Here is a 21,829-nt window from a genome sequence, read left to right as displayed (position 1 = left end):
CCAGTTGATGATTGTGATTGGGTTATTTCTCTTGATGAGTTGCGCTCATGACGCCGCGCCATAGCGCGCTATCAAGATCAACCATTCGCCTTTCTTTTGTGGCTAGATGAATAGGGACGTGGGTGAAGAAATTGTTCCAGTAACCAATGACAAGATTCGTTTTCCCGCTCATTCCTGCATGGACGGCATATTCGGCAAGTAGCTGACAAAAAACAGCATCCGATGCATTGGCTGCAACGCTTCGTATGTGGTAGCTCGGGTCAAGATACTTGATGTTGATCGTCATGTTGTGTTGCTTGAAGTGAGCTGTCAGCTCTTCTTTGAGCAATTCTCCGATATCCTCTTTAAGGATGTTTCCGGAAGCATCAATCTTGCTTTCGTTGCTAGCAAAGAGTTCCTGTCCTGCTCCTTCTGCAACGACAATCACGGCATGGTTTTTTTGTTCAAGCCTTCGTTGAATAGCCGTGCAGATCCCGTTCGGGCCGCCGATTTGAAAAGGGGTTTCTGGGATTAGGCAGTAATCAACTACAGAGTTTGCGAGAGATGCCGTGGCAGTGATGAAGCCTGAGTCTCGTCCCATTAACTTCACGATGCCGATGCCGTTTTCAGCTCCTTCTGCTTCGTGTTGGGCTGATGTGATGATTTCCGATGCTGTTTGTACTGAGGTTTCAAAGCCGAAGGTTTTCTCGACAAAGCCGAGATCGTTGTCAATGGTTTTAGGTACACCGACAATGCTGATGTTCGCTTGGCGACTGATTGCGGCTTCCGCAATCGCCTGAGCACCCTTTAAAGTTCCATCGCCGCCAATGCAAAATAGAAGATTGATTCCTTTTGCCTGGAGCATGTCCACCATTTCTTCTGGATCCTGACTCCCTCTAGATGATCCAAGGATGGTTCCGCCCTGTTTATGGATCTGATCGACGATCAGAGAATTGAGTTGGATTGGTGGATAAGTTGATGCCTTCGTGAGTCCTTTGTATCCATAGCGGATGCCAAGAATGTTTTTGACTCCGTAATCCTGCTCGAGAATATTGACCAATCCTTTGATGACATTATTTAGCCCTGGGCAGAGGCCTCCGCATGTAATGATGGCGGCTTGGGTTGATTCTGGATTGTGAAAAATTTTTCGACGGGCGCCTGCTTTTTCAAATGAGAGTACTTCTGCACATGTTTCCAGTTGATGCTTCAGGTTTTTGAGTTGGCTCGAAAAGATTATGCGCTCCGTATTGTCAATAAAAACTGCATTGTTGCTGGGATTGGAGTATTGGTTTTCACCAAGCTCTTCGATTCGAAAATCGAATGTAGTCGGGTTATTAAGAACGTTTTCGTATGCCACGAGTTCTTCAATGATGGTTGCTCCTAATCTGGCAATTGCTTCTCGACTCAGCAACGCTTGAGGGACGTTTTTGCCTTTTGATTGATTAGTGGCGCCGTTGGTGCTTTTCTGTCAGCCTTGGATAAATGTGGGTTGCATGTGTTGAGGCAATCGGTTCGTGTCCAGGTGGCCACGTTCTTGTTGGGGACAACCTTGTTCGGTCTGCCTTCGCAGGCGGCTGTGCCACGCATCGTCGAGGTGCCTAATGGCCCTGCCTTTGTCAGATTTCCTGGCAAGACGGAGGTTGATGCACGTTCTGGTCAGTTGTTACGCAGCGATGCGTTATTGCGCACTACAAAGCCAGGACGCATGCAAGTGATGCTTGGCACCGGCCGCCAGTTCAGGATGGGAGGCGATGCGCAGCTGCGTCTTGGTTCTTCCAGTGTCGAATTATTGAAGGGATCGATCATCGGCTGGATCAATCCAGGCACCCAGACCCGTCATCCGTTCACCATCAAGACGCGTCTGGCTACGGCTTCCATCCAAGGCACCACGGTGTTCATTGAGTTCACCGACAGTCAGTTCAAGATTTTCAGCTGGGAAGGCAAGGTCTTGGTGACGACCAGGAGTGGTCAGAGTTTCACGCTGAATAGTGGTCAACAGTTGTTGTTAGATCTGAAACGTGTTCAACCTGATGGCCGTGTTCAACAAGACGATTCGCTTGCTGTCTCATGGCTGCCACCCGTGGTGATTGCGGAACAGGAAATTGAACGTCGACTCCAGAAGAGCCGTTTGATTAACGGGTTCTCAACACCTTTGGATACTCTCCCTGAAATTCAGCGAGAACTGGGGGTTACGGCTCCATCACCTTGACAGGATCGATTCGTCAGCGCCTGATTCCTATCGTTTGGCGCACATCCTTGCTGTTGCCTCTGGTGCTTGTGCCGTGGCTTGGGCGTTTGGATACTGCAAGTCGGCAGCTGCTCTTTCAGTGGCGTGGCTCGATTCCCGTCTCCGACGACGTCGTGTTGTTAGGGATTGATGAAGCCTCCCTGGATCCACAGTGGACCGGGTTCGGTCCTTGGCCTTGGCCAAGAGAGAGGCAGGCTGCTTTGGCACGACAGGTTTTGCGGCACGGTGCCCGTCGTGTTGTGTTCAACATCGTGCATGCGGGGCCAAGCAGCTATGGCCCTGAAGATGACATTGCTTTCCAGGATGCTCTGAAGCCATGGCAAGACAAAGTTCTGCTCAGTTCATCCCTTGTTCGACAGCAACTGGACGATTCTGAACAGACTCAACTGCATCGTCCCTGGGATAACAACTACCAGGCGGGTCTGTCTGGTTTTTCAATGGATGAGTTTGGCGTTGTCCAATCTGTTCCTGGCCTAGGGCGACTCCAGTCCATGTTGGAACCGTTCCCCAGGCCACATCCTTTGCCACTGGCGCATCTGGCAGCAGAAGTGACCCCATCATCAGGCGACGATGGAATTGATTTTCTGGGGCCGAGAGGATCGATCCAGGTGATCCCCGCTTGGGCTGTGGGCACGCTTCCGGAGAACACTTGGCGGGACAAGGTTGTCATTATTGGTTCTACGGCTCCCTCTCTTGGTGATCAGCTCGAGACACCATTTGGACAGCAGAGCGGTTCTGAGGTGTTGCTTTCAGCTGTCTCCGGATTGCGCAGTGGACGCGGGTTTCGCAGTCCGGCAGCGATGCCGCTGGCGGCCCTTGTCGTTATCTGGTTGCTGTTGTGCAATTGGCGGATTGCTGTGCCATCGACGGCACTTGGTACGGCGATCGTCTCCGCTGCCCTTGGGGCGTTGGCGATCGGACTGACGATCCTCGCCTGGATCTACGGCATTTGGTTGCCTGCAGCTGGCTTGACGTTGATGCCTTTCGTCGCAGGAGCTCTTCGTACTGGGGATTTGTTTCAGAAGGAGAGCGTACAGCGCCGATTTCTGCACTCTGTGTTGTCAAGAAGGGTCTCGCCCAACCTCATGCGCGACATGTTGCGTTCGGGTCAGGAGAGTTGGATGCGTCTTGGCGGCCGACGGGAGCGATGCGTCGTGCTGTTTACTGATTTGGTCGGATTCACTGCCCGCAGCAATGTGATGGATGCAGAGAGTCTGTTTGGTTTGTTGAATCGATATTTTGAGGCGATTGCAGCACCTGTGTTGCTCGAGCAGGGGCTGTTGGATAAATTCATTGGGGATGCCGTTATGGCGGAATTTGGTGTTCCCGTTCACCGTGGAGATCGGGTCGAGGCGCTGGCTGCAGTGCGAACTGCTCTCGCGATGCAGGCGAACCTGGAGGAGCTGAACAGAGAGCTGGAGAGGGAGGGGCTAGAACCTCTGCGTCAGGGTATTGGCATTCATTGCGGTGAAGTGATTGCTGGCAATCTTGGCTCGAGTGATCGGTTGGAATACACCGTGATTGGGGCGACAGTGAACTTAGCGAGTCGACTGGAATCCCTTACGCGTCAGTTTCCGGATTACCCGATTTTAATGAGTGGTGATGTTCGAGATCAAATCCTTGACGATGTGGTTGTTCAGGATTTGGGAGAACACCTTGTTAAGGGTTGGCCGGAAGCAATCAAGGTTTTTGGCTTGATTTCTCTTCGGACTTCTCATGATCGGGTCGATAGGACTGGTTGATTTCAGCCTGCTTCGATGACTTTCTTTTGTCCTTTGACGTAGGCTTCCAACACACGATTGGGAAGGAGTTCGCGATCTGCCTTGGCGGAGAGAAGGTAGTCGAGAATGGCTTCGCCGCTCTGAGGGTTGGTTGCAAAGGGGATCTGGTACACATCACAGAGACGTCCGAGAGCTTCGATATCAGCATGGTGTGGGTGAGAAGAGAGTGGATCTCTGAAAAAAATCACGCCGTTAATGTTTTGCGTGGAAATCAATGTTCCTACCGCTTGGTCTCCGCCCAGAGGGCCTGATGCAACTTTTCGGCTGAGACACATTCCAGTTTTTTTGTACAACATGCTGCCGGTTGTTCCTGTTGCGATGAGGGGAAATTTTTCAAGCTTCTCAGCGTGAATGCTGCAAAATTCCATCAGGCTTTCTTTCATGTTGTTATGAGCGATTAGAGCTAAGTATTTGCGTTTATCGATATATGTTTCTGCCACGTGTTGCTGGGCGCGGGCACGTTCAACGGCCTTGAAGATTTCCCTGAATTGAAGCGCAAGTCTTTGGTTGGTCTTTAAAAAATCATGGAAATCGTGAATTGTGAATAGGCCGACTGTTGTTTTCTCCATGGCTTGAACATCTGCCACGCGTGTTGCTTCGTCTGAGAACAGGCTTTCTCCAAGGAAATCGCCTTTGGTAAGGAGTGCAATCTGTCTCTCATCTTCCAGAATCTGAACCCGGCCCTCTACAAGGAATGCCATGCAGTCGGCAGGCTCTCCTTTGCCCATCATGATTCTGTCCTTGTCGAACGTTTTGATCGACATGTGTTGAGCAATGAGTTCAATATCTTCGGGGCTGAACGAATGCTTCAGATTCCCTTCATTTTGCAGGGCTTCGATCAGCACGTTGCGATCCATGAGGGCTTTGCTCTTTGTCTGACCTTAAGGGCATTGGCCTCAATGGGCAGTCGTGAGTCCCTTCCTCTGTGCGCTTCGACTGGAAGACCGTGTTGAATCGCAGGGTCTGAAACAGCTTCGCACCAGTTGACGTTATGAACACCGTTGGCGAAGACCCCCCCACTTGCTTCATCGCTTGATGGATGTCCACGGCTCAATCAATCCCGGCTGATTCCTGCGACGGCTGTGAAGTAACCACTGAGATGGGGTTCTCGCCATGACGCGGAATTCAGCGGAGATGGGGTTGTTCTCTCATGGTTTTTCCTGTATTTGCGCCAGTCGCCTCAACCGTCGGGCTGCATTGGAAAGGGCTGGATCAGAGCATTGCTCTAGTTCTTTGCAGCACCGATCCAGTGCGGAGGAATCCTCTTGATCCAAAGCCCCTAGGGCTTCAAGGATGAAAGTTAGATGGCGATTGGTTTGGCGGCAGCGGCTGCTGCTTAGGGCCAGCAGTTCCATCACCAGGTCGCTGTCGTAGATGGAAGCCTTAAGTAGATCATCTGCCTTAACCACCAGGATCTCGGCCGGTCCGCGACTCACTGTGACGCTTGCGCTGTGGTGTTGATCACCGATCAACGCCATTTCTCCGACCAGCTCATCCGGTCCGATTCGGGCGATCACTTGAGGCGTGCCACCTGGTTCACAGCGCTCAACTTTCAATTCCCCTGTTTGCACAATCAGCACCTTTACGGCAGGGCTGTCCTGTTGGATCAGCACGTCACCCACAGCTGCTGTAAGCGTTTGATGGCTGACTGTGGAGAGATGGGTGCTCAGCAACATCCGCAGACGATCACGAATTTGGTTGAGCTGTTGGTTTTCGCTCTTCATGCATTGCGGGGAGCCGCTGCATGCATGCTGGCTGTTCCTGGAAGATCAGGCATCTCTCCTTTCCTTAGCGTCATGTTCCGACGTTGCTCAATGTCCATCCCCTTGTCGGATGCTCTGATCCTGTTGGTGCTGGTGGCTCTGGATGGAGTGAGTCATTCAACTTCGTTGCCGTTGACGTAGCTGCTGCAGTTGTTTGCTGGCTTTGGAGATGCAGAAATGGATGCCCCCAAGCTCTGTCGTTGCTTGTTCGATTTTCTCCTGGGAATCGTCATGTACGGCTTCAATGCCACTCAGCAGCATGGCGATGACCTGATTGCCGCGGCGGCAGCGCTCACTCACCAGTGACAGCATCTCCACCACGAGATCAGAGTCAAACAACATGGCCTGGAGTAGTGCTTGGCCTGGAATAGCCAGCAGTTTTGCGGGTCCATTGACAACCCGGAAGTCGGCGTAGTGCTTGCCATTAGCGAAGAAACCAACTTCGCCAAGTAATTCCACGGCCTCAACTTCTGCCAGTGTGTGGATCTCATCGCCGAAATGAATGTCAACGGCGACACGGCCCTGGTTCAGCAACATCAATGTCTTCACCGAGTCGCCCTGGTGAAACAGAATGTCTCCTTCTGCTGCGACGATCTTCTCCGGATTGAGCTCCTGCTGGTGTCCAACCAGTAGGAGTTTCAGTCGTTCTCGGAAGGCCTGCAGCTGAGGCTCGTCTCCCCACATTGCTTCACGGCTTATCTCTCCGTGATACCTGCATTCGTGCGATAGCGCCCGTGTGCCTGCAAGGATCAGCTAGGGATTGCTTCAGGAAGCCTCAGCTCACTGCGCCACTCGTTGAGCGGGCGATCCCAGCCTTCTTCCAGTTTGCGGGAGATCACAAGCTCAGCATCCAGTCCCATTTGGAAGCCTTTCGCCAGTGCGCGCAGCATTGGGGCCAGAGGTTCATCGTTCTGAAGTGCCGTGAGCATGCCTCCGAAGATCAGCATCACCGCCAGTGGTGATCGGTTCTGGGCAAGGTTGAATCCCTGTAGGCCCAGTTCACTGTCGCCATCGATTCCAAATCCGGTCAATACATGCGTGATGTCGTGGGTCTCCCTGAGGCGATGCGTGATGTAATCACGCTCATCGTTGATGGGTGAGGGGTCGATCAGCGAGTCGGGAGTGATTCCCTGGCTAATGAGCTGATCGGCATAGCAGCGTCCGAGCGTGCCCGCCGGGAGTGTCTGGAGTGCAGACAAGTCGATTGACTGAGGACGCCAACCGTTCTTTACCAGTTGGGCGAAGTCGGGATTGTCCAGTAGATGTCGGGTCATCTGTTCGGCAAGCGGGCTGTCCTTCAAGCTGGCGCTCACTGCGAGGACGCTGTCTAGAGAGCCAGGGTTTTTGAGGAATGCCGCAAGGCTGGCTAAAAGCTTCAGGCTCTGCAGTCGTTCTTGGAGATTGATTTGCATTAAAAGAGTGCCGTTTCTGTCGTTTCAGAGAAAGTAAGGGGATGTTGGTTCAGTGCCAGTGGACCCTGCTCCGCGTCCGCTGCAGGATGCCCCTGACTGAGAAGTGGTCTGAAAGCGCACCGCATTCTTCAGGCTGCCACCCATTCCTGTCCCGGTGTAATAGAGCATCGAGGAGCTGCCTGAGCCTCTGCAGACATAGGTCAGAATCATTGGTTCTGGTTCTGGTTCTGGTTCTGGTTCTGGTTCTGGTTCTGGTTCTGGTGTTGGTTCCGGTTCTGGTGTTGGCTCAGGCTCTGGTGTTGGCTCCGGCTCAGGTTCAGCCTCCGCCTCCTTCTCTTCTTCTTCCTCGTCTTCAGGTTCTGCGACTTTGGCCTCCTGCTTCGGCAGCTTGTTATCGGGGACCACGAGATTATTGGCACCACGCAGTCTTGGGTAAGGCGTCCTCGCTGCAATCAGCCAGTCGGATCCAAGGATCGATAGCAGTGTCCTGTCTGGCAGACCGTAGAGCTCTTGATAGACAAGGTTGATTAAATGACTTTCAGGCAGAAGGTTTTGCCCGCTCATCGTGTCGATGATCAATTGTGAGAATTTCTCCTTGCTCATCATTTGCTGAGTCAGGAGTCTTCCATCACTGTCGAAGGTGGCCACCTCGCCAGCTTCAATTCGCACTTTTTCATCGGCATTGCCGATCAGGTTTCTGAATGAGGCTGGAAGTGACTGGGTTTCAGTAATGTGAGGCTGTGATGGTTGTGCCGCGTCACCACGCTCCAGTGCGATCTGCATCGGACGTCCCGTGTTGAATTCGCTGCTCTGCCAGGGCAAAGGAGATGGCTGGGTTGGCTCTCGATGGTTCGGATCGTTGACAAATCCTCCATTCGTCGCAAAGCGATAGCTGACCTGGCCTCCAACCACTGTGTCGAGAAGGTTGTCGTACTGACCGTAGGCAGAGAGTAGGAGCTGGCTGCCGATGGGGACATTCACGCCAACTCGGCCTCCCCCATATGACTCGCCAATCCCATGCAACAAATAAGGAGAAAGTGACAATGTGATCGATTGGTCGCCTACATCAGCGACCGGAATTCCTACCTGTCCAATCGCAAATCCCAGATTGTTGACGCACTGATCAAGGGGAACACCTCCATTGACTCCGAACTGCCAGCGCCCCTTTTGCCAAAGCCCGCCTAGGGCTAGTTGGGAGTGGTAGCACCCACCCATATCCCAGCCGTCGTAACCCACCAGTAGTGAGCTGATACTGCGGTTGTCGGGGTTGAACCACTTGTATCCCAGTTCAGTGCTGCTTCCCCAAGCACCCTCGAAATTACTGCTGGCAGTTGTGTAGCTGTAGAGGAGATTGCTCCCCATGCTCTGGCTCAGCGGAACAAAAAAGGAGGCGTCGCTAAGAATCAGTCCTGCGGCTTCTCCGAGTGTTTCTCCTGATGCATCGCTACCCCAAGCACTTGATCCCAGCCCGATGACGGGATTCAAAGTGGGGTACATCGAAAGGATATCGGTTCGATTCTGCTTTGCAGGTTCCTCGAGGACCTCTCCTACGGTTGCAGCTCCGCTCAGCACCGCCAGTTCGTAGGTTTCGTTGTCTCTGATGCTGAGGACATAGGTGGTGCCACGAATGCCGAGGACCTTGCTACCGAGGCAGGTGTTCTGTGGTCCATTCACGAGGACCTGCCCACGATTCAGGCGAAAGCAATCCTCCCCCAGTCGGATCAGAGTGTTGTTACCTAAGAAGCCGAGAGCGCGTCGATCGAATAGCACTTCAGCCCTGCTGCTGCCGGTGCTTAGCTCCTGTCCCCTTTCGGCGGTCTCATTGACTGAGGCCTGACGACGGTCGATAAAAACTTCATTGCCTTCGACGATACGGCGAAGGGTTGCCCTGTTGAACGGAGTTGCAGCGGCTTCAGGAGAGATCAGGGCTGCGGAGCAGGCTAGGGCCAGAAGCTTCCTGAATACACGCATCGCTTGCTCTCTGCAGTGGACAAATAGGTGTTACTAAAGAGTGTCTGGCCAGTCGTCAGCATCAGTGTCAGTTCCAAGTGCGAACACCTGTTGCTTCTCTTGCCCGCGCATGGCGAATGTTCCGATGTTCCGGAGAGGAAAATTACTTGGGAGCTGCTCGGCCACAGCGGCACTTATTACGATCAGCTGACCGGTTTGTTTGGCGATTGTCTCTAGGCGACTGGCTGTGTTGACGGCATCACCGATGACGGTGTAGTCCATGCGGCTTGCACAACCGATGTTGCCGCTCAAGACCCAGCCATGGCTGAGCACGATCACCTGCTCCCATGGCTTTTGGCCTTGCTTTTCCCAGCCACGATTCAGAACCGCCAGCTTTTCCTGCAGTGCGAGCGCGGTTCTGACCGCAGCACGCACATTCGCGCTTCGGCTTTGTTTCAGCGGAGCACCGAACACGGCCAGAACAGCGTCGCCGATGAATTTGTCAACGGTCCCCTGTTCGGAATGCACGGCATTCACCACCTCACTGAAGTATTGATTCAGTCGGTTGACCAGTTCCTTCACCTTCCCTTGTTCTGTCATTTCCTGGGTGAAGCCGGTGAAGCCCCGGATGTCGCTCATCAGGATTACAACATTCATTAGTTGTCCTCCCAGCAGACCATCGGTCTCCTCGGGCTGGTCCGCGATCTTTGCTGCCACAGCGGGAGAGAGATAGCGCCCAAGCGTGCGGAGCAGACGCCGTCGCTGCCACTGCAGTCGCACGGTTGCATCGGCACTTGTCACGATTCCGGTGATCGCCACACTTCCTGCCACCCCCAGAATCGGCAGCAGAACCCCGCCCCAGACGATCAGACCAGCACTTCCTGCGACCAAAAGTCCTGCTGCGCTTAGGAGAAAGCCCAGGCGAGCAAGTGGTCGTTCAAGCCGGGCTGTGCTCACCCCGGCGACAATGACTAGGAACGCCATCACCAGATTCCATCCTGCAGGTGTGGGGATCCAGCGCAGTGAGCGGGAGTCCAGACGGTTTGCCAGTTCCGTTGCATGCAGTTCCACTCCTGGCATGCCCTGAGCTCCTGAGAACACTGCCGGGTGGAGATCCTGCAACACGGCTGCCGTCGGTCCCACCAGAACAAGGGCATTGCGCAGCCGACCGGACCTCTTGATCGAGGCGTAGGCCTGTGGTTCAAGTAGCTCCCAGATGGAGAGGGTGGGGATGGTGCCCGGAGGCCCGTAGGGATCTAGAAGGTCTTGGCTGAAGATGCTGAAATCAGCTGCTTGCTTTTGTTTCTTGAGTAGCGCGATGGCCAGCCCATCCGGTATGGACGGATCCAACTGTTCACGCATGAACTGAGTGACTTGCCCCGGACGGCGTCGAATTACTCCATCGCTGTCCGGTTCGCCGTTGAGTAGTCCTCGATCTATGGGTGTGTCAGCAGGCCGCAGGGTTGGTGTGACATCTAAGAGGGACATCCCTGCAACGGGGCCCTGACTGCTGAGAACCTGAACTCCAAGCACCACCTGCTCACGATGACGTCTCAGGACCTTGGCGAATGCAGCATCATCTGCTTCTCCATGGCTGCTGGGCGACTCAAAGAGCAAATCGAAAGCCACCGCGGTCGCCCCTGCTTCGATCAGGCGATCCAGCACCGTGGCATGGATGCGTCGTCGCCAGGGCCACTGGCTCAGGCTTTGCAGCAGCGGGTCGTTGCTGAGATCGGCATTCGCTGCCTGTTGCAGGCTGAAGTCGTCAATGGCAACGATTATCAACCGATCAGGTACGGATCGAACCCCGCGGGTTTCCTGCACCACTCCTGCGAAACGCAACTCGATGCCCCTCAACCAGGTGCTGCTCAGACCACCGCCAATAGCAATAACCCCACTCAGGATCAGAACAGCGCTGTGGCCACGCATCCATCGGAGAAATGAGATTCTTCTCATCGTTGGTTAAGAATCTGATCCAGTCTTCGCAGTCGATCTGCGGGAATGGCAAGGATCTGATCGGACTCCTTTCCCAGCTCTTGGCAGCAAGGTTCAAGCGTTAGGGATTCTCTGCTGTTCAGGGCTTCGAGCCCTTCCAGAAACAGTGCCAGATGCTGATTGGGCTTCCTGCAGGGGCGACTGCTGAGACCTAGTGGTTCCATCACCAGATCGCTGTCATAGATCATGGCTTGGAGAAGGTCATCCGCCAATACGTCTAGGAAGCGTTCAGCCGGTGTGTCTTGCTGGATTACTACCTCTGTGAGCGCCGTTTTGAGTGTGCTGTGATTCAAGGCTGATCGATGGTTGCTCAACAGCATCCGTAACCGGTTGCACATCGTGCTGAGCTGTCGGTTCCTGCCCTGCATGTGTCGCCGGGGAGCGGATGAGCTCATGCTGGTCATAGGAGGTCGATCAGGCTTTGTTCACGTCATGTTCTGAAGTTCCTCAGATCCGAACCACTGGTTTGGGCAGAGCTAGTTGCGGCCTGACTCCAACATCGTCATGGTGATTCTGTGGCTGGCCTTCCTTCCGGTGGCACTCTTTATCAACGATGTCTGCGCTTACACCTGAGGAACTTGGGTCCATGCCGCTGTTTGCCTGCCTACCGGTTGAACAGCTGACTCTGTTGCTTGATCGTCATCGGGTGATCAGTCACCAGCTCGACCAGGTGATCGTCATGGAACAGGACTGGGGTGAATCACTGTTCTTGATCCGCGATGGCTTAGCCAAGGTGCGCACTTACACAGCTGACGGGGATGAAGTCATCATGTCGCTGCTGGGCCCTGGTGATGTTTTTGGTGAAATGGCAGCACTGGATGGCGCTACACGTTCAGCAGATGTTGTCGCTCTGACGCCTCTGAATCTGATCAAGATGCGATCTGCCCCCTTTGCATCGCTGCTGGGTCAGCTCGCTCCATTCGCTTTGGGGCTGGCACGCTTGGAGGCCAGTCGACTGCGTGATCTCAACCAGCGTTTCGCTTTGCAGAGCGCCGATGCCACCACTCGGGTGCTGGATGCGCTGGCGTATTTGGCCCGTAAAAGCTCAGGAGGGGAGGACTTGCAGGCGGAACTCCCGCCATTGGCACAGAGGGAGATCGCCCTTCTAGCCGGTTTGGCGAGGGAGACTGCTTCACGCACGCTCAGCAAGCTGCGGACTCGAGGAACGATTAGTGAGCAGAACGGGTGCTTGCGTCTGGCTGATCTCATGCCGCTTCGCAAGCGTGATCTGATTCCCTGATGCTTGTGTTGGACTGAGTGATCACTCTGCTCAGGTGAGGTTAAAAAGCCTCTGCATGCGTGCGATCAACGCGAGTCGACGGGTTTCAGCGCGTTGCTCTTTGTTGACTTTGAGTTGTTGCTGCCGTGCGGCCATGATCGAGCCCATTGTTTCGAGAATTTCTGGTTGTTCTTCGAGCAGTGGCAGAAGGTGTTTGCGCTCGATCTCGATCAAGACGCATTCGCTCTTGCAGATCACACTTGCTGAACGAACTTCACCGGTGCAGAGTGCCATCTCGCCGAAGCTGTCACTTGTCTCAAGATCCGCGACATGTCGGCTTGGCTGGGTGGTGGAGTTATTGGCGTTTGTCTGTAACACCTCCAAGGTTCCACGAACTACGAGATATAGGCTGTCACCGCGCTCTCCTTGCCTAACGATCGATTCGCCGGGTGCAAAGGTTTCGCAGCTTGCCAGGTCCGCCAGCATTGCAAGCTGATGCTCATTGAGATGACTGAAGATTTCAGTTGAGGCCAGGAGGTTTTGCTTTTGTTCCAACGTGATGTCATTGGATGGCAACTTGGCTTGGCTGGGCTTGGTGCGAATGTCTCGAATTGGGTAGGGGATGGACTGGTCAACGCGATGGAGGGCGTACCAAATCTGTTCAAGCACTGTGCTCCTCAGATGCCGTAATTCCAGTGGTGATGTCTGCCAGGTCAGTAAGCGGTAGGTGATTGAGCTGTCTTCGAAGGACGACACCCAGACTTTCGGGGTTGGTTGACGGAGCACCTTGCGGTTGCGTTGAAGAGTTTGTTGCAGCAACTGGATCGCCTGGCTTGGAGGCAGGCTGTAATCCAATCCCACATCAATCATCTGTCCAACGGGTTCTTCAGGTTTGAAGCGGCGCAGCCCCTCCACGGCGATGCGGCTGTTCGGTACCACGGTGATTGAGCCGTCTAGTCCGCGTACTCGGGTCGTCATTAAACGGAGCGATGTCACGACGCCGGTTGCTGAACCCAGGTCAATCCAGTCACCTTCTTCGAACGGTGAATCAACTTGCAGTGAGATGCCTGCGAACAGATTTTTCAGCGTCTCCTGCGCAGCAAGACCGATGACGGCGGTGACGACGGCTGACGTGGCTGCCAGCCCGACAAGATTGACCTGGAAGTCTCGGTGAATCACCACCATCGTGACGACCGTGATCACTGCAAGGGTCAGCAGGTCGCGCAGGATCTTGGCAGTGGGTTTCCACCAGCCGAGTTCAGCAGGAATTTGCAGGATGGCCCAAGTCAGGATTCGGACCAGGTTCAGAGCCCAAAGCAGAGTGATGGATGCTGCTAGCGAGCTCTGCAGCACCGGCAGGCCCCCGTAGCTGACGATTTCAGCCAGCTTGTTCAGCACAGGGATGCCGATGGCTGCAATCAGAGGCAGTCGTAAGGGCGGTGGGCTGAGATGTTGGCGCCTGCAGACTCGATGAACTGTGAGCAGCGTCAAAATTGCCAGAATGCTCAGAGTCAGAGTCATGGCATTCAGTTCTGCAGATAGGTGCTCTGACGCAGGCTGATTTCCAGATGATCCATCAGCCGTCGAGCTTCGGCGATTTTGAGCTGGTTGGCACGGATCGACCGCTCACTGGCGACCCGCAGGCGTTCCAACAGTGTTTCCGGGTTGTGTTCCATCGCCATGAGAACGTCGGCGTTGGTGTCTCCACGCACCACATGGTCCACCTGGTATTCACCACCTGGTGCCAGACGAATGTGCACGGCATCAGTGGTGCCGAACAAGTTGTGGAGGTTGCCCATCACTTCCTGGTAAGCCCCACCCAGAAACATGCCGATTAGATAGGGCTCTTGCGGATGGAGAGAATGCAGCTCCAGCAGTTGCTTACTGCGTCCATCGGCGATGAAGCGGTTGAGCCGACCATCTGAATCGCAGGTGAGATCGGCAAAATGTCCCAGTTCGGTGGGCTTTTCTCCCAGCCTGTGGATTGGCATTAGGGGAAATAGCTGCTGAATGGCCCAGGTGTCGGGGGCTGAGCGGAAGATCGATAGGTTCGCGTAATAGGTGAGAGCCAGCACTGCAGGCAAGGACTGAAGTTCCTCGGGAAGCACGGCATCTTCAGGCAGTTTTTCGACAAGGGCCCGTGCGCAGGCCCAGGTGAGTTGTTCGGCCTGGCTGCGTTCGGTGAGGCTCAGATAGCCGAGTCTGAATGCTGCTAACGCGTCCTCCTTGAATTTGAGGGCATCGTTCCAGGCTTCCTGCAGTCGAGAGACATCTGCACTGCCGTCATTCGGAAGCGTCTTGATCCCGTAAAGGGTGTCGTGCAGGTTGCTCACGATCAGAGATTCTGTCTCGGAGCGTGAAGGTGCCGATTGCGGAAGTCCGCCTGTACCGAGAACATTGAAGACCAGAACTGAGAAATGACTGGCGATGGCTCGGCCGCTTTCGCTCACCAGGGTCGGGACTGCCACTCCATGGGGCTCACAACCTTCCTTGACTGTCGCAACAACGTCGTTGGCGTAGTTCTGGAGCGAGTAGTTCGTGGAGGCAGCGGTCGCTGTCCGACTTCCGTCGTAATCAATTCCCAGTCCGCCACCCACATCCAGATAGCCCATCGGGGCTCCCAGTTTGTGGAGTTCCACGTAGATGCGGGACGCCTCCTGCAGCGCGTCTTTGACAACACCGATGTCGTTGATCTGGCTACCGACATGGAAGTGAAGCAAGCGCAGTTCTTCCAGCAGTCCGGCGTTCCTTAGAGCTTCCACAGTCGCGAGGATCTCTGGGACTGGCAGGCCGAATTTGGCCTTATCGCCGATCGAGTTGCCCCAGCGGCCTGTGCTTCGGCTGGAGAGTCGAGCGCGGATCCCGATCAGGGGTGCTGCGCCTAGTTCCTGGCTGGCATCAATGATTCGTTGCACCTCGTCGGCTTGTTCGATCACGACGATCGGCCGCCTGCCCAGCCTTCGGGCCAGGATTGCCGTCTCGATGTAACGCTGATCCTTGTAGCCGTTGCAGATCAGTAATGCCTCGGGGTCGTCAATGAGCGACAGGGCGATCAGCAATTCAGCTTTGCTGCCGGCTTCAAGGCCGAAGTGCCAGCGCTTGCCGCAGCTCACCAGCTCCTCCACAACATGGCATTGCTGGTTGCATTTCACAGGGAACACTCCCTGGTACCGACCGCTGTAGTCGTATCGAGTGATCGCTCGCTCGAAGGCGGCATGAAGGCTCTCGAGCCGGTCTTCGAGGATGTCGTCGAACCTGATCAGCAGTGGCAGGTTCAGGTTCCTGCCTTGCAAACCTTGCACGAGTTCCACCAGATCAAGGCTTCCGCCGCGCTCTCCGCGGGGTTGCACGCTCACGTGCCCGCGCAGGTTGATAGAGAAGTAGGGATCCCCCCAACGCTCCAGCCCGTACAACTCAGAGCTGTCTTGAATATTCCAGGGCGTGCTCAGTGCTGGTCTGCCGTCTGTGCCCTCACGTTCCGGTTGGTTGGCGTCGGCAAGCACCATGCGTGAGAAAGCGCTGTTGTTGTTTGAGCAAATCTAAGGAGCCTGCATCAGAGCAGCAGAAACAAATCGTCTGCGGCTTGCTTGCCAAGTGGGTGGGTCAGCACAGAGGATGCCCCACTTCACTCTTGTAATTCTTCATGGCCACCGAACGCACGTTCATCGCCATCAAGCCCGATGGTGTCCAGCGCGGGCTGGTGGGTGAAATCCTTGGCCGTTTTGAGCGCAAGGGTTTCAAGCTTGTGGGGTTGAAGCAGATCACCCCCAGCCGTGAATTGGCTGAACAGCACTACGGCGTTCACAAAGAGCGCCCTTTCTTTGCTGGCCTGGTCGAGTTCATCACCTCAGGCCCAGTGGTGGCCATGGTCTGGGAAGGAGATGGAGTGATTGCCAGTGCCCGCAAACTGATCGGGGCCACAAAGCCCCTTGAAGCTGAGCCCGGCACCATCCGCGGCGACTTGGCTGTGAATATCGGCCGCAATGTGATCCACGGCTCTGATGCTCCTGAGACGGCTCAGTTTGAGATCGGTCTCTGGTTCCAGCCCTCTGAGCTCAATGACTGGGCCCCTTCCGACCAGGAATGGCGTGTGGAGAGCTGATTTATTTTTTCAGTGATTGCTGATTGCTGATTGCTTGCAGCCTCGAGGACCTCAGGTCTTCGAGGCTTTTTTGTGCGAAAAGCGATCCCAGCGGAAGTAGGGCATGAGCTGGGTTAGATCCTGTCGAGGCTCCTGTCCACTGGCGATGTCGGCGATCAGCTCAGAGGTCGCACTGGCCATCAATACGCCGTTGCGATGGTGGCCGCAGGCCAGCAGCAACCCTTCGATCGGACTCGAGCCAAGTAGCGGTCCCTCATCTGGCGTGCAGGGTCTGAACCCCCACCATCGCTCCATGGGCGGCCAATGGATGGCTTCCGGCATCAATGCGGCGATGCCTTCCTTGAGTGTGGTTTGGCCGTGCGGAGTGAGGCCTTCGCTGAATCCTGCTTCGCGTTCTGATGTGGCGCCCACCACCACGAGACCGTCCTCTCTTGGAACCATATAAATCCCAGGTCCAAAGATCACCCGCCGAAGAGCTCCGCGGGGGGTCTGGAGCGAGAGCATTTGCCCTTTGACTGGGAATACCGGCAATTCAGGTAGCAGCCGGGCACTCCAAGCTCCGCTGCAGAGAACTGCCTGGCGGCATGGGAGGGAGAACAAACTCCCCTCAGAGTCGCGGGCACGCACGCCGCTGAGGCGTCCGTCCCTATGGATCAGATCCAACACTTCCACACCCTCCTGGAAGTGCACACCTCGGTCCACGCAGGCGCTCTCCAAAGCCCGCATTAATTGCCGTCGGTTGTCGATCTGACCGTCCTGAGCAAAGAGCAGGCCGGCTGTCCAAGCTGCGGCAAGCCCGGGAAGCTCTTGATCCAGGTCGTCTCGGTTGAGGGGTTCGCCTTGGTTGGCTGTGGGATATCGGTCACGTTCCTCGGCACTGCGAAAGGGCACCACGATGCCTGTGGAGCGCAAGCCACAGGACAGACCACTGTCGGCTTCGATCTGGGCCACCCAACCGGAGATGCGTTTCAGGCTGATCTCGCCCAATGCCAGCAATTGGTCTTCGAGACCTTCGGCGTGCGGCGCCAACATGCCGGCTGCGACGAAACCTGCTGCTTCGCTTCGACGCCGGCTGAGCACAGCGACTTGGAGGCCGCGGCGTGCCAGTTGATGGGCGATGGCCAGTCCCATCAGGCCTCCACCAAGGATCAGAATCGCTTCGGTGGCTGTTCTCTCGGACGCGGTCATGACCGAATGTCTAGCCTTTCCATAGGATCAAGCCCTCATCGATCCTCTCAACGGATGTCGGCACCTGCAGCGACTGAACAGGCCTGGGAAGCTGTGATTGGCCTTGAAACCCACGTGCAGCTGGGCACCGACAGCAAGATTTTCACAGCATCTTCCACCACCTTTGGGGATGATCCCAACACCCACATTGATCCGGTGGTTTGTGGTCTGCCGGGAACGCTGCCGGTGTTGAACCAGAAGGTGCTCGAGTTCGCGGTCAAGGCTTCGATGGGCCTGAATCTGAACGTTGCGGAGCACTGCAAGTTCGATCGCAAGCAGTATTTCTATCCGGATCTACCCAAGAACTACCAAATCACTCAATACGACGAGCCGATCGCGGAAGAGGGTTGGATCGAGGTGGAGGTGGCTGAAAAGGGCAAGGACACCTATCTCAAAAAGATCGGCATCGAGCGCCTGCACATGGAAGAAGATGCCGGCAAGCTTGTGCACGCCGGCAGTGATCGTCTGGCGGGATCCACCCATTCGCTGGTGGATTACAACCGTGCTGGAGTGGCGCTCGCAGAAATCGTTAGTAAGCCCGATCTCCGCACCGGTCGTGAAGCGGCTGAATACGCGTCGGAGATCCGTCGGATCGTGCGTTACATCGGAGTGAGCGACGGCAACATGCAGGAGGGATCGCTGCGCTGCGACGTGAATATCTCCGTGCGCCGCGGGCCGGATGCCCCCTTCGGCACCAAGGTGGAGATCAAGAATATGAACTCCTTCTCCGCGATTCAGAAGGCCTGCGAATACGAGATCCAGCGCCAGATCAAGGCTTATGAGAGCGGCGAGCCGATTGTTCAGGAGACCCGTCTCTGGGATGAAGGCAAGCAGCTCACCAAGAGCATGCGTAGCAAGGAAGGGGCCAGCGACTACCGCTATTTCCCCGATCCTGATCTGGGACCCATCGAAGTGAGCATTGAACAGCGTGAGGCGTGGAGGGCTGAACTGCCTGAGTTGCCAGCCGCCAAGCGGCATCGCTATGCCGACGATCTGGGTCTGTCTCAGTACGACGCCCGCGTGCTCACCGATGAGCGTCCGATGGCCGATTACTTCGAGGCCGTGGTGAGTGACGGTGCTGACGCCAAGCTCGCATCCAACTGGATCACTGGAGATATTGCTGCCCACGTGAACAGCAACCGGCTGAGTTATGCAGAACTCCCGTTCCGTCCTGATCAGTTGGCGGAGATGGTGAAGCTGATCGATGGCGGCAAGATCAGCGGCAAGATTGCCAAGGAAATCCTCCCTGAACTGCTCGAAAAGGGCGGCTCACCTAAGGCGATCGTGGATGAACGCGGTTTGGGAATGATCAGCGATCCTGGAGCGATCACCGCCATCGTTGAAGAGCTGCTCGCGGCTCATCCCGACGAGGTTGAGGCGTTCCGTGGCGGCAAGACCAAGCTTCAGGGATTTTTTGTCGGCCAGCTGATGAAAAAGACCGGTGGCAAGGCCGATCCCAAGCTTGCCAACCAGATCCTTAGTCAAAAACTCAAGGGGTGAGCCTGGGTCGATAGACCTGGCAGCGATCCATACCCTTGATTGCCTGCTCACCGAGATCATCTGTGGCGATCTCAGCCCCAGCAAGGAGTGCAGTTTGCTCATCCATCAGGACGGGCGTGCCGAGCTTTCTGGTCAGTGATTCCAGGCGGCTGGACAGGTTGACCGTGTCGCCGATCACGGTGAAATCCATCCGTTGTGGACTGCCGATCTGGCCAACCACCGCTTCCCCGCTGGCTAGGCCGATTCCACAGCTGAGCGGATCAAGCCCCCTTTCTGTCCACTCCTGATTGAGTTCTTCCAAGGCCTGACGCATGGCTACAGCACAACGAACTGCCTGCCTGGCTTCCAGCTCAGTCCCTCGACTGACGGGTGATCCAAAAACGGCCATGACGCAATCGCCGATGAACTTGTCGACCGTGCCCCCATGCTGGGTGATCACCTCCACCATTCGGCCCAGGTAGCGATTCAGCTGATGGATGAGCTCTTCGCTGCGCCCTTGTTGCGATCGTTCTCGGGTTAGGGCCGTGAATCCCTCAAGGTCACTGAACAGGACTGTCACTGCAAGCGTCTTGCCTCTAAGAATTCCCTCGGCGCTGTCGCGGTCTTTGAGGATTTCCTGGACCACGCTTGGAGAGACGTAGCGTTCAAACGTCTGGCGGAGTCGTCGACGCTCTTGCTCTTCCCGCCAGAAACTGCTGACGGCAAGTGTGGAAGCCAGACCAACGACCCCGGCACTTGGTGCCAGCAAAGGCAGCACGGTCTGGCGTTGCACAAGCGTGATGATGCTGATCAGAAGGAGGCTGGTCAGACCGAGTGAGCAGGTGACCAGCCGCCAGCGCAGCGTGAGGCGTCGCGTGGCCAGGTAGGCAATCAGCCAGCTGCAGGCAGCGCTGAACAGAGCTTTCTGCCAGGGATGCTGAGGCCATTGACGCAGGCCGCTGCCGTCGAGGTCATTGGCGGTTGCTGTGGCCAGCAGTTCCACCCCAGATAGGGTTCCAAAGGGTGTGGACTGTCCGCTCTGGTTGTCTTCGAGCGTTGGACCGATCAGCACCAGACTGTCCCTGAGCCTGGCTCGCAAGGGGTGATTGCGCCAGCGCTGCGGGTCCAGCACTTCCCAGGCTGACAGTCGGGTGATGGTTCCCTCTGGTCCATACAGCCGTAGCGAACGATCAGCCTGATCGAGCGGTGGTTCGAGCCCGGCGATCTTCAGCAGGGCAGATGGGAGGGATTGCTGCAACTCGAAGCCGTAAGGCCGCAGCACCCGATGTCCATAGGCTTCTGGATGTGGACCGATACTGCCGTCTTCGGCGTTGAGCATGTTGGTGAGGCCCAGATAGGGCAGGCCACCCAGAGCATCCAGCAGGGTTGATGCGGGGGGTTCGAGGGAGAGCCCGCCCGCCCCCTGGCGATCAACCGGTTCCATCATTTCGGCGGCCAGAGCCACAGATGAACGATTGCGCTTCAGTGTTCCCGCGAAGCGAGCATCATCCTCAGGGCCATAGATGCTTTGCCCGGCAAACAGCACATTGATCGCTACACCACGACTGCCAGCTGCGATGACGCGTTCAATCAGCTGCCCGTAGACCGCTCTTGGCCAAGGCCAGCGGTCGAGACCTTCGCTCCAGGGATCTGGGTACGTATCCTCCAGAACCCATCTTGCCTGCTGCAGAGATGCATCATCCACGGCGATGACCACTACCTCTGCCGGAGGTGTGCTGGGCCCGGCCCAGAGTGTGATCTGATCGCTGATGTCTTTAGACCAGCTGCGCCAAAGAGCGGGTGGCCAGCCGCCGAGGCCACCACAGAGCAAGCCGAACAGCGTGATCGCGATGCTTGTTCTGGCCTGTCCGGTGGTGGTTCTCATCCGCCGTGGTACGTGGAGTTGGGGTGATCAGGCCATCAGAAGAAACGAACTGGGCTGGGCAGGCTGGGTGTGATTCGGATTTGGCTTCCCGGCACGCTGGGGATGCGTAACCCAGGCACATTCAGATTCAGATAACGCCTGAGATCAGCCAACCCCGGCAATGGCGCTGTGTAGCCGATGAACAGGGGACCATCAAGGATTCTCTGGTAGTCCCCGGCTGCCAATTGCAGCAGTCCGATCACCACACCCGCCGGGCTGAGTTGAAGGCGTTGGCCGGCTTCAACGGTGACAGCCTCCTTTTCACCGCTGTTGTCCGTGACTTCAACGGACCCTTCCAGCACGGCCAGATCTGCACTGCCGTCATCACTGATTTTGAGAACGTAATTGGTGCCGCGAACGCTCAATCGACTTGAAGCTGTACAACCGTCCTGACGTCCTGAGATCAGAATCTGGCCTTTGTTCAGCAGGAAACAGCTGCTGCCGAGCTTGACCAGCGATTGGCGGTTGATTCGACCGACAGCGCCGCCGCTGAAGGCAATCTGGCCGCGGCTCAGGCCTGTGCTGATGACTTGTGGTGGCTGTGCTTTTTCTTCGATTTTGGCTTTTTGATCGTCGATGAACAGCTCGTCTCCGTCCAGGATTTCTTGAATGGTGGCTTTCTGTGAGTCAGCAAAAACCGGAGCAGTTCCAGCCAATGAGACTGTCAGGCAGGAACTGAAGACGACGATCTGGCGGAAGAAGTTCATCGGTTCGATCGATCTGATCAATCGAATCCTGCCATCGTTCGCT

General features: G+C 55.8%; 18 protein-coding genes. 5 read left to right on the top strand and 13 right to left on the bottom strand.

Annotated features, from left to right (window positions below; all coding sequences use genetic code 11):
* Positions 1 to 22: 22 nt before the first annotated feature.
* Positions 23 to 1,390 (bottom strand): ATP-dependent 6-phosphofructokinase, encoded by a 1,368-nt coding sequence (locus SynBIOSU31_RS13825; RefSeq protein WP_222930053.1) that lies wholly within the window; start codon positions 1,388 to 1,390, stop codon positions 23 to 25.
* Between the two features lie 111 nt (positions 1,391 to 1,501).
* On the opposite strand from SynBIOSU31_RS13825, the gene SynBIOSU31_RS13820 reads away from it, so the two are divergent.
* Both SynBIOSU31_RS13820 and SynBIOSU31_RS13815 read left to right on the top strand, forming a co-directional pair.
* The gene (locus SynBIOSU31_RS13820; RefSeq protein WP_186490932.1) at positions 1,502 to 2,188 is read left to right on the top strand and encodes a FecR family protein; all 687 of its coding nucleotides are present in this window, start codon (positions 1,502 to 1,504) and stop codon (positions 2,186 to 2,188) included.
* Complete coding sequence (locus tag SynBIOSU31_RS13815) at positions 2,185 to 3,969, top strand: adenylate/guanylate cyclase domain-containing protein (protein WP_186490930.1); 1,785 nt, start codon at positions 2,185 to 2,187, stop codon at positions 3,967 to 3,969. The genes SynBIOSU31_RS13820 and SynBIOSU31_RS13815 overlap by 4 nt, the downstream gene beginning before the upstream one ends.
* A 2-nt stretch (positions 3,970 to 3,971) precedes the next feature.
* Here the strand turns inward: SynBIOSU31_RS13815 and SynBIOSU31_RS13810 are convergent, their stop codons facing one another.
* The 7 genes from SynBIOSU31_RS13810 to SynBIOSU31_RS13780 form a co-directional block, all read right to left on the bottom strand.
* Entirely contained in the window at positions 3,972 to 4,865 is an 894-nt protein-coding gene (locus SynBIOSU31_RS13810) for a methylglyoxal synthase (RefSeq protein ID WP_222930052.1), read from the bottom strand.
* 291 nt (positions 4,866 to 5,156) lie between these two features.
* The gene (locus SynBIOSU31_RS13805; RefSeq protein WP_186490928.1) at positions 5,157 to 5,732 is read right to left on the bottom strand and encodes a cyclic nucleotide-binding domain-containing protein; all 576 of its coding nucleotides are present in this window, start codon (positions 5,730 to 5,732) and stop codon (positions 5,157 to 5,159) included.
* A 156-nt stretch (positions 5,733 to 5,888) separates the two neighbouring features.
* Positions 5,889 to 6,455 (bottom strand): cyclic nucleotide-binding domain-containing protein, encoded by a 567-nt coding sequence (locus SynBIOSU31_RS13800; protein ID WP_186490926.1) that lies wholly within the window; start codon positions 6,453 to 6,455, stop codon positions 5,889 to 5,891.
* 65 nt (positions 6,456 to 6,520) lie between these two features.
* Positions 6,521 to 7,183, bottom strand: coding sequence for a Coq4 family protein (locus SynBIOSU31_RS13795; RefSeq protein WP_186490924.1), 663 nt, complete (start codon positions 7,181 to 7,183; stop codon positions 6,521 to 6,523).
* 24 nt (positions 7,184 to 7,207) lie between these two features.
* Positions 7,208 to 9,154 (bottom strand): hypothetical protein, encoded by a 1,947-nt coding sequence (locus SynBIOSU31_RS13790; protein ID WP_186490923.1) that lies wholly within the window; start codon positions 9,152 to 9,154, stop codon positions 7,208 to 7,210.
* A 33-nt stretch (positions 9,155 to 9,187) separates the two neighbouring features.
* A complete protein-coding gene (locus SynBIOSU31_RS13785; RefSeq protein WP_255477271.1) occupies positions 9,188 to 11,062 on the bottom strand; it encodes a CHASE2 domain-containing protein in 1,875 nt (624 codons plus the stop codon).
* A gap of 23 nt (positions 11,063 to 11,085) precedes the next feature.
* Positions 11,086 to 11,523, bottom strand: a complete 438-nt coding sequence (locus SynBIOSU31_RS13780) for a hypothetical protein (RefSeq protein ID WP_186490919.1) — start codon at positions 11,521 to 11,523, stop codon at positions 11,086 to 11,088.
* A 158-nt stretch (positions 11,524 to 11,681) separates the two neighbouring features.
* Between SynBIOSU31_RS13780 and SynBIOSU31_RS13775 the strand changes: the two genes are divergently transcribed.
* Positions 11,682 to 12,368: a Crp/Fnr family transcriptional regulator gene (locus tag SynBIOSU31_RS13775; RefSeq protein ID WP_186490917.1), complete on the top strand. Its 687-nt coding sequence runs from the start codon at positions 11,682 to 11,684 to the stop codon at positions 12,366 to 12,368.
* A 30-nt stretch (positions 12,369 to 12,398) separates the two neighbouring features.
* On the opposite strand, the gene SynBIOSU31_RS13770 is transcribed toward SynBIOSU31_RS13775, so the two are convergent.
* Positions 12,399 to 13,868 (bottom strand): mechanosensitive ion channel family protein, encoded by a 1,470-nt coding sequence (locus SynBIOSU31_RS13770; protein WP_186490914.1) that lies wholly within the window; start codon positions 13,866 to 13,868, stop codon positions 12,399 to 12,401.
* Positions 13,869 to 13,873: 5 nt separating this feature from the next.
* Positions 13,874 to 15,853: a biosynthetic arginine decarboxylase gene (gene speA / locus SynBIOSU31_RS13765; RefSeq protein WP_255477270.1), complete on the bottom strand. Its 1,980-nt coding sequence runs from the start codon at positions 15,851 to 15,853 to the stop codon at positions 13,874 to 13,876.
* Positions 15,854 to 15,990: 137 nt separating this feature from the next.
* Between speA and ndk the strand changes: the two genes are divergently transcribed.
* Complete coding sequence (gene ndk / locus SynBIOSU31_RS13760; RefSeq protein WP_186490913.1) at positions 15,991 to 16,449, top strand: nucleoside-diphosphate kinase; 459 nt, start codon at positions 15,991 to 15,993, stop codon at positions 16,447 to 16,449.
* Positions 16,450 to 16,500: 51 nt separating this feature from the next.
* Here the strand turns inward: ndk and SynBIOSU31_RS13755 are convergent, their stop codons facing one another.
* Positions 16,501 to 17,637, bottom strand: coding sequence for an NAD(P)/FAD-dependent oxidoreductase (locus SynBIOSU31_RS13755; RefSeq protein ID WP_186490912.1), 1,137 nt, complete (start codon positions 17,635 to 17,637; stop codon positions 16,501 to 16,503).
* 54 nt (positions 17,638 to 17,691) lie between these two features.
* Between SynBIOSU31_RS13755 and gatB the strand changes: the two genes are divergently transcribed.
* The gene (gatB, locus tag SynBIOSU31_RS13750) at positions 17,692 to 19,176 is read left to right on the top strand and encodes an Asp-tRNA(Asn)/Glu-tRNA(Gln) amidotransferase subunit GatB (RefSeq protein ID WP_186490910.1); all 1,485 of its coding nucleotides are present in this window, start codon (positions 17,692 to 17,694) and stop codon (positions 19,174 to 19,176) included.
* Here gatB and SynBIOSU31_RS13745 read toward each other — a convergent pair.
* Together SynBIOSU31_RS13745 and SynBIOSU31_RS13740 are read right to left on the bottom strand one after the other, a co-directional pair.
* Complete coding sequence (locus tag SynBIOSU31_RS13745) at positions 19,166 to 21,040, bottom strand: adenylate/guanylate cyclase domain-containing protein (RefSeq protein ID WP_186490909.1); 1,875 nt, start codon at positions 21,038 to 21,040, stop codon at positions 19,166 to 19,168. The genes gatB and SynBIOSU31_RS13745 overlap by 11 nt on opposite strands.
* A gap of 35 nt (positions 21,041 to 21,075) precedes the next feature.
* Positions 21,076 to 21,786, bottom strand: a complete 711-nt coding sequence (locus tag SynBIOSU31_RS13740; protein WP_186490907.1) for a FecR domain-containing protein — start codon at positions 21,784 to 21,786, stop codon at positions 21,076 to 21,078.
* Positions 21,787 to 21,829 lie beyond the last annotated feature (43 nt).

This window comes from Synechococcus sp. BIOS-U3-1 (genome assembly GCF_014279975.1).
Classification (GTDB): Bacteria; Cyanobacteriota; Cyanobacteriia; order PCC-6307; family Cyanobiaceae; genus Synechococcus_C.
The sequence above is the reverse complement of the archived record's forward strand: the minus strand, read 5'-3'. Positions and strand labels throughout refer to the sequence as shown.

Coding starts and splice junctions, on each gene's coding strand:
- SynBIOSU31_RS13780 (WP_186490919.1), bottom strand. CDS start 11,523: ATGAGCTCATCCGCTCCCCGGCGACACATGCAGGGCAGGAACCGACAG.
- SynBIOSU31_RS13785 (WP_255477271.1), bottom strand. CDS start 11,062: ATGCGTGGCCACAGCGCTGTTCTGATCCTGAGTGGGGTTATTGCTATT.
- ndk (WP_186490913.1), top strand. CDS start 15,991: ATGGCCACCGAACGCACGTTCATCGCCATCAAGCCCGATGGTGTCCAG.
- SynBIOSU31_RS13790 (WP_186490923.1), bottom strand. CDS start 9,154: ATGCGTGTATTCAGGAAGCTTCTGGCCCTAGCCTGCTCCGCAGCCCTG.
- SynBIOSU31_RS13810 (WP_222930052.1), bottom strand. CDS start 4,865: ATGGATCGCAACGTGCTGATCGAAGCCCTGCAAAATGAAGGGAATCTG.
- SynBIOSU31_RS13805 (WP_186490928.1), bottom strand. CDS start 5,732: ATGAAGAGCGAAAACCAACAGCTCAACCAAATTCGTGATCGTCTGCGG.
- SynBIOSU31_RS13770 (WP_186490914.1), bottom strand. CDS start 13,868: ATGACTCTGACTCTGAGCATTCTGGCAATTTTGACGCTGCTCACAGTT.
- SynBIOSU31_RS13775 (WP_186490917.1), top strand. CDS start 11,682: ATGTCTGCGCTTACACCTGAGGAACTTGGGTCCATGCCGCTGTTTGCC.
- SynBIOSU31_RS13800 (WP_186490926.1), bottom strand. CDS start 6,455: ATGTGGGGAGACGAGCCTCAGCTGCAGGCCTTCCGAGAACGACTGAAA.
- SynBIOSU31_RS13795 (WP_186490924.1), bottom strand. CDS start 7,183: ATGCAAATCAATCTCCAAGAACGACTGCAGAGCCTGAAGCTTTTAGCC.
- SynBIOSU31_RS13740 (WP_186490907.1), bottom strand. CDS start 21,786: ATGAACTTCTTCCGCCAGATCGTCGTCTTCAGTTCCTGCCTGACAGTC.
- speA (WP_255477270.1), bottom strand. CDS start 15,853: ATGGTGCTTGCCGACGCCAACCAACCGGAACGTGAGGGCACAGACGGC.
- SynBIOSU31_RS13755 (WP_186490912.1), bottom strand. CDS start 17,637: ATGACCGCGTCCGAGAGAACAGCCACCGAAGCGATTCTGATCCTTGGT.
- SynBIOSU31_RS13745 (WP_186490909.1), bottom strand. CDS start 21,040: ATGAGAACCACCACCGGACAGGCCAGAACAAGCATCGCGATCACGCTG.
- gatB (WP_186490910.1), top strand. CDS start 17,692: ATGTCGGCACCTGCAGCGACTGAACAGGCCTGGGAAGCTGTGATTGGC.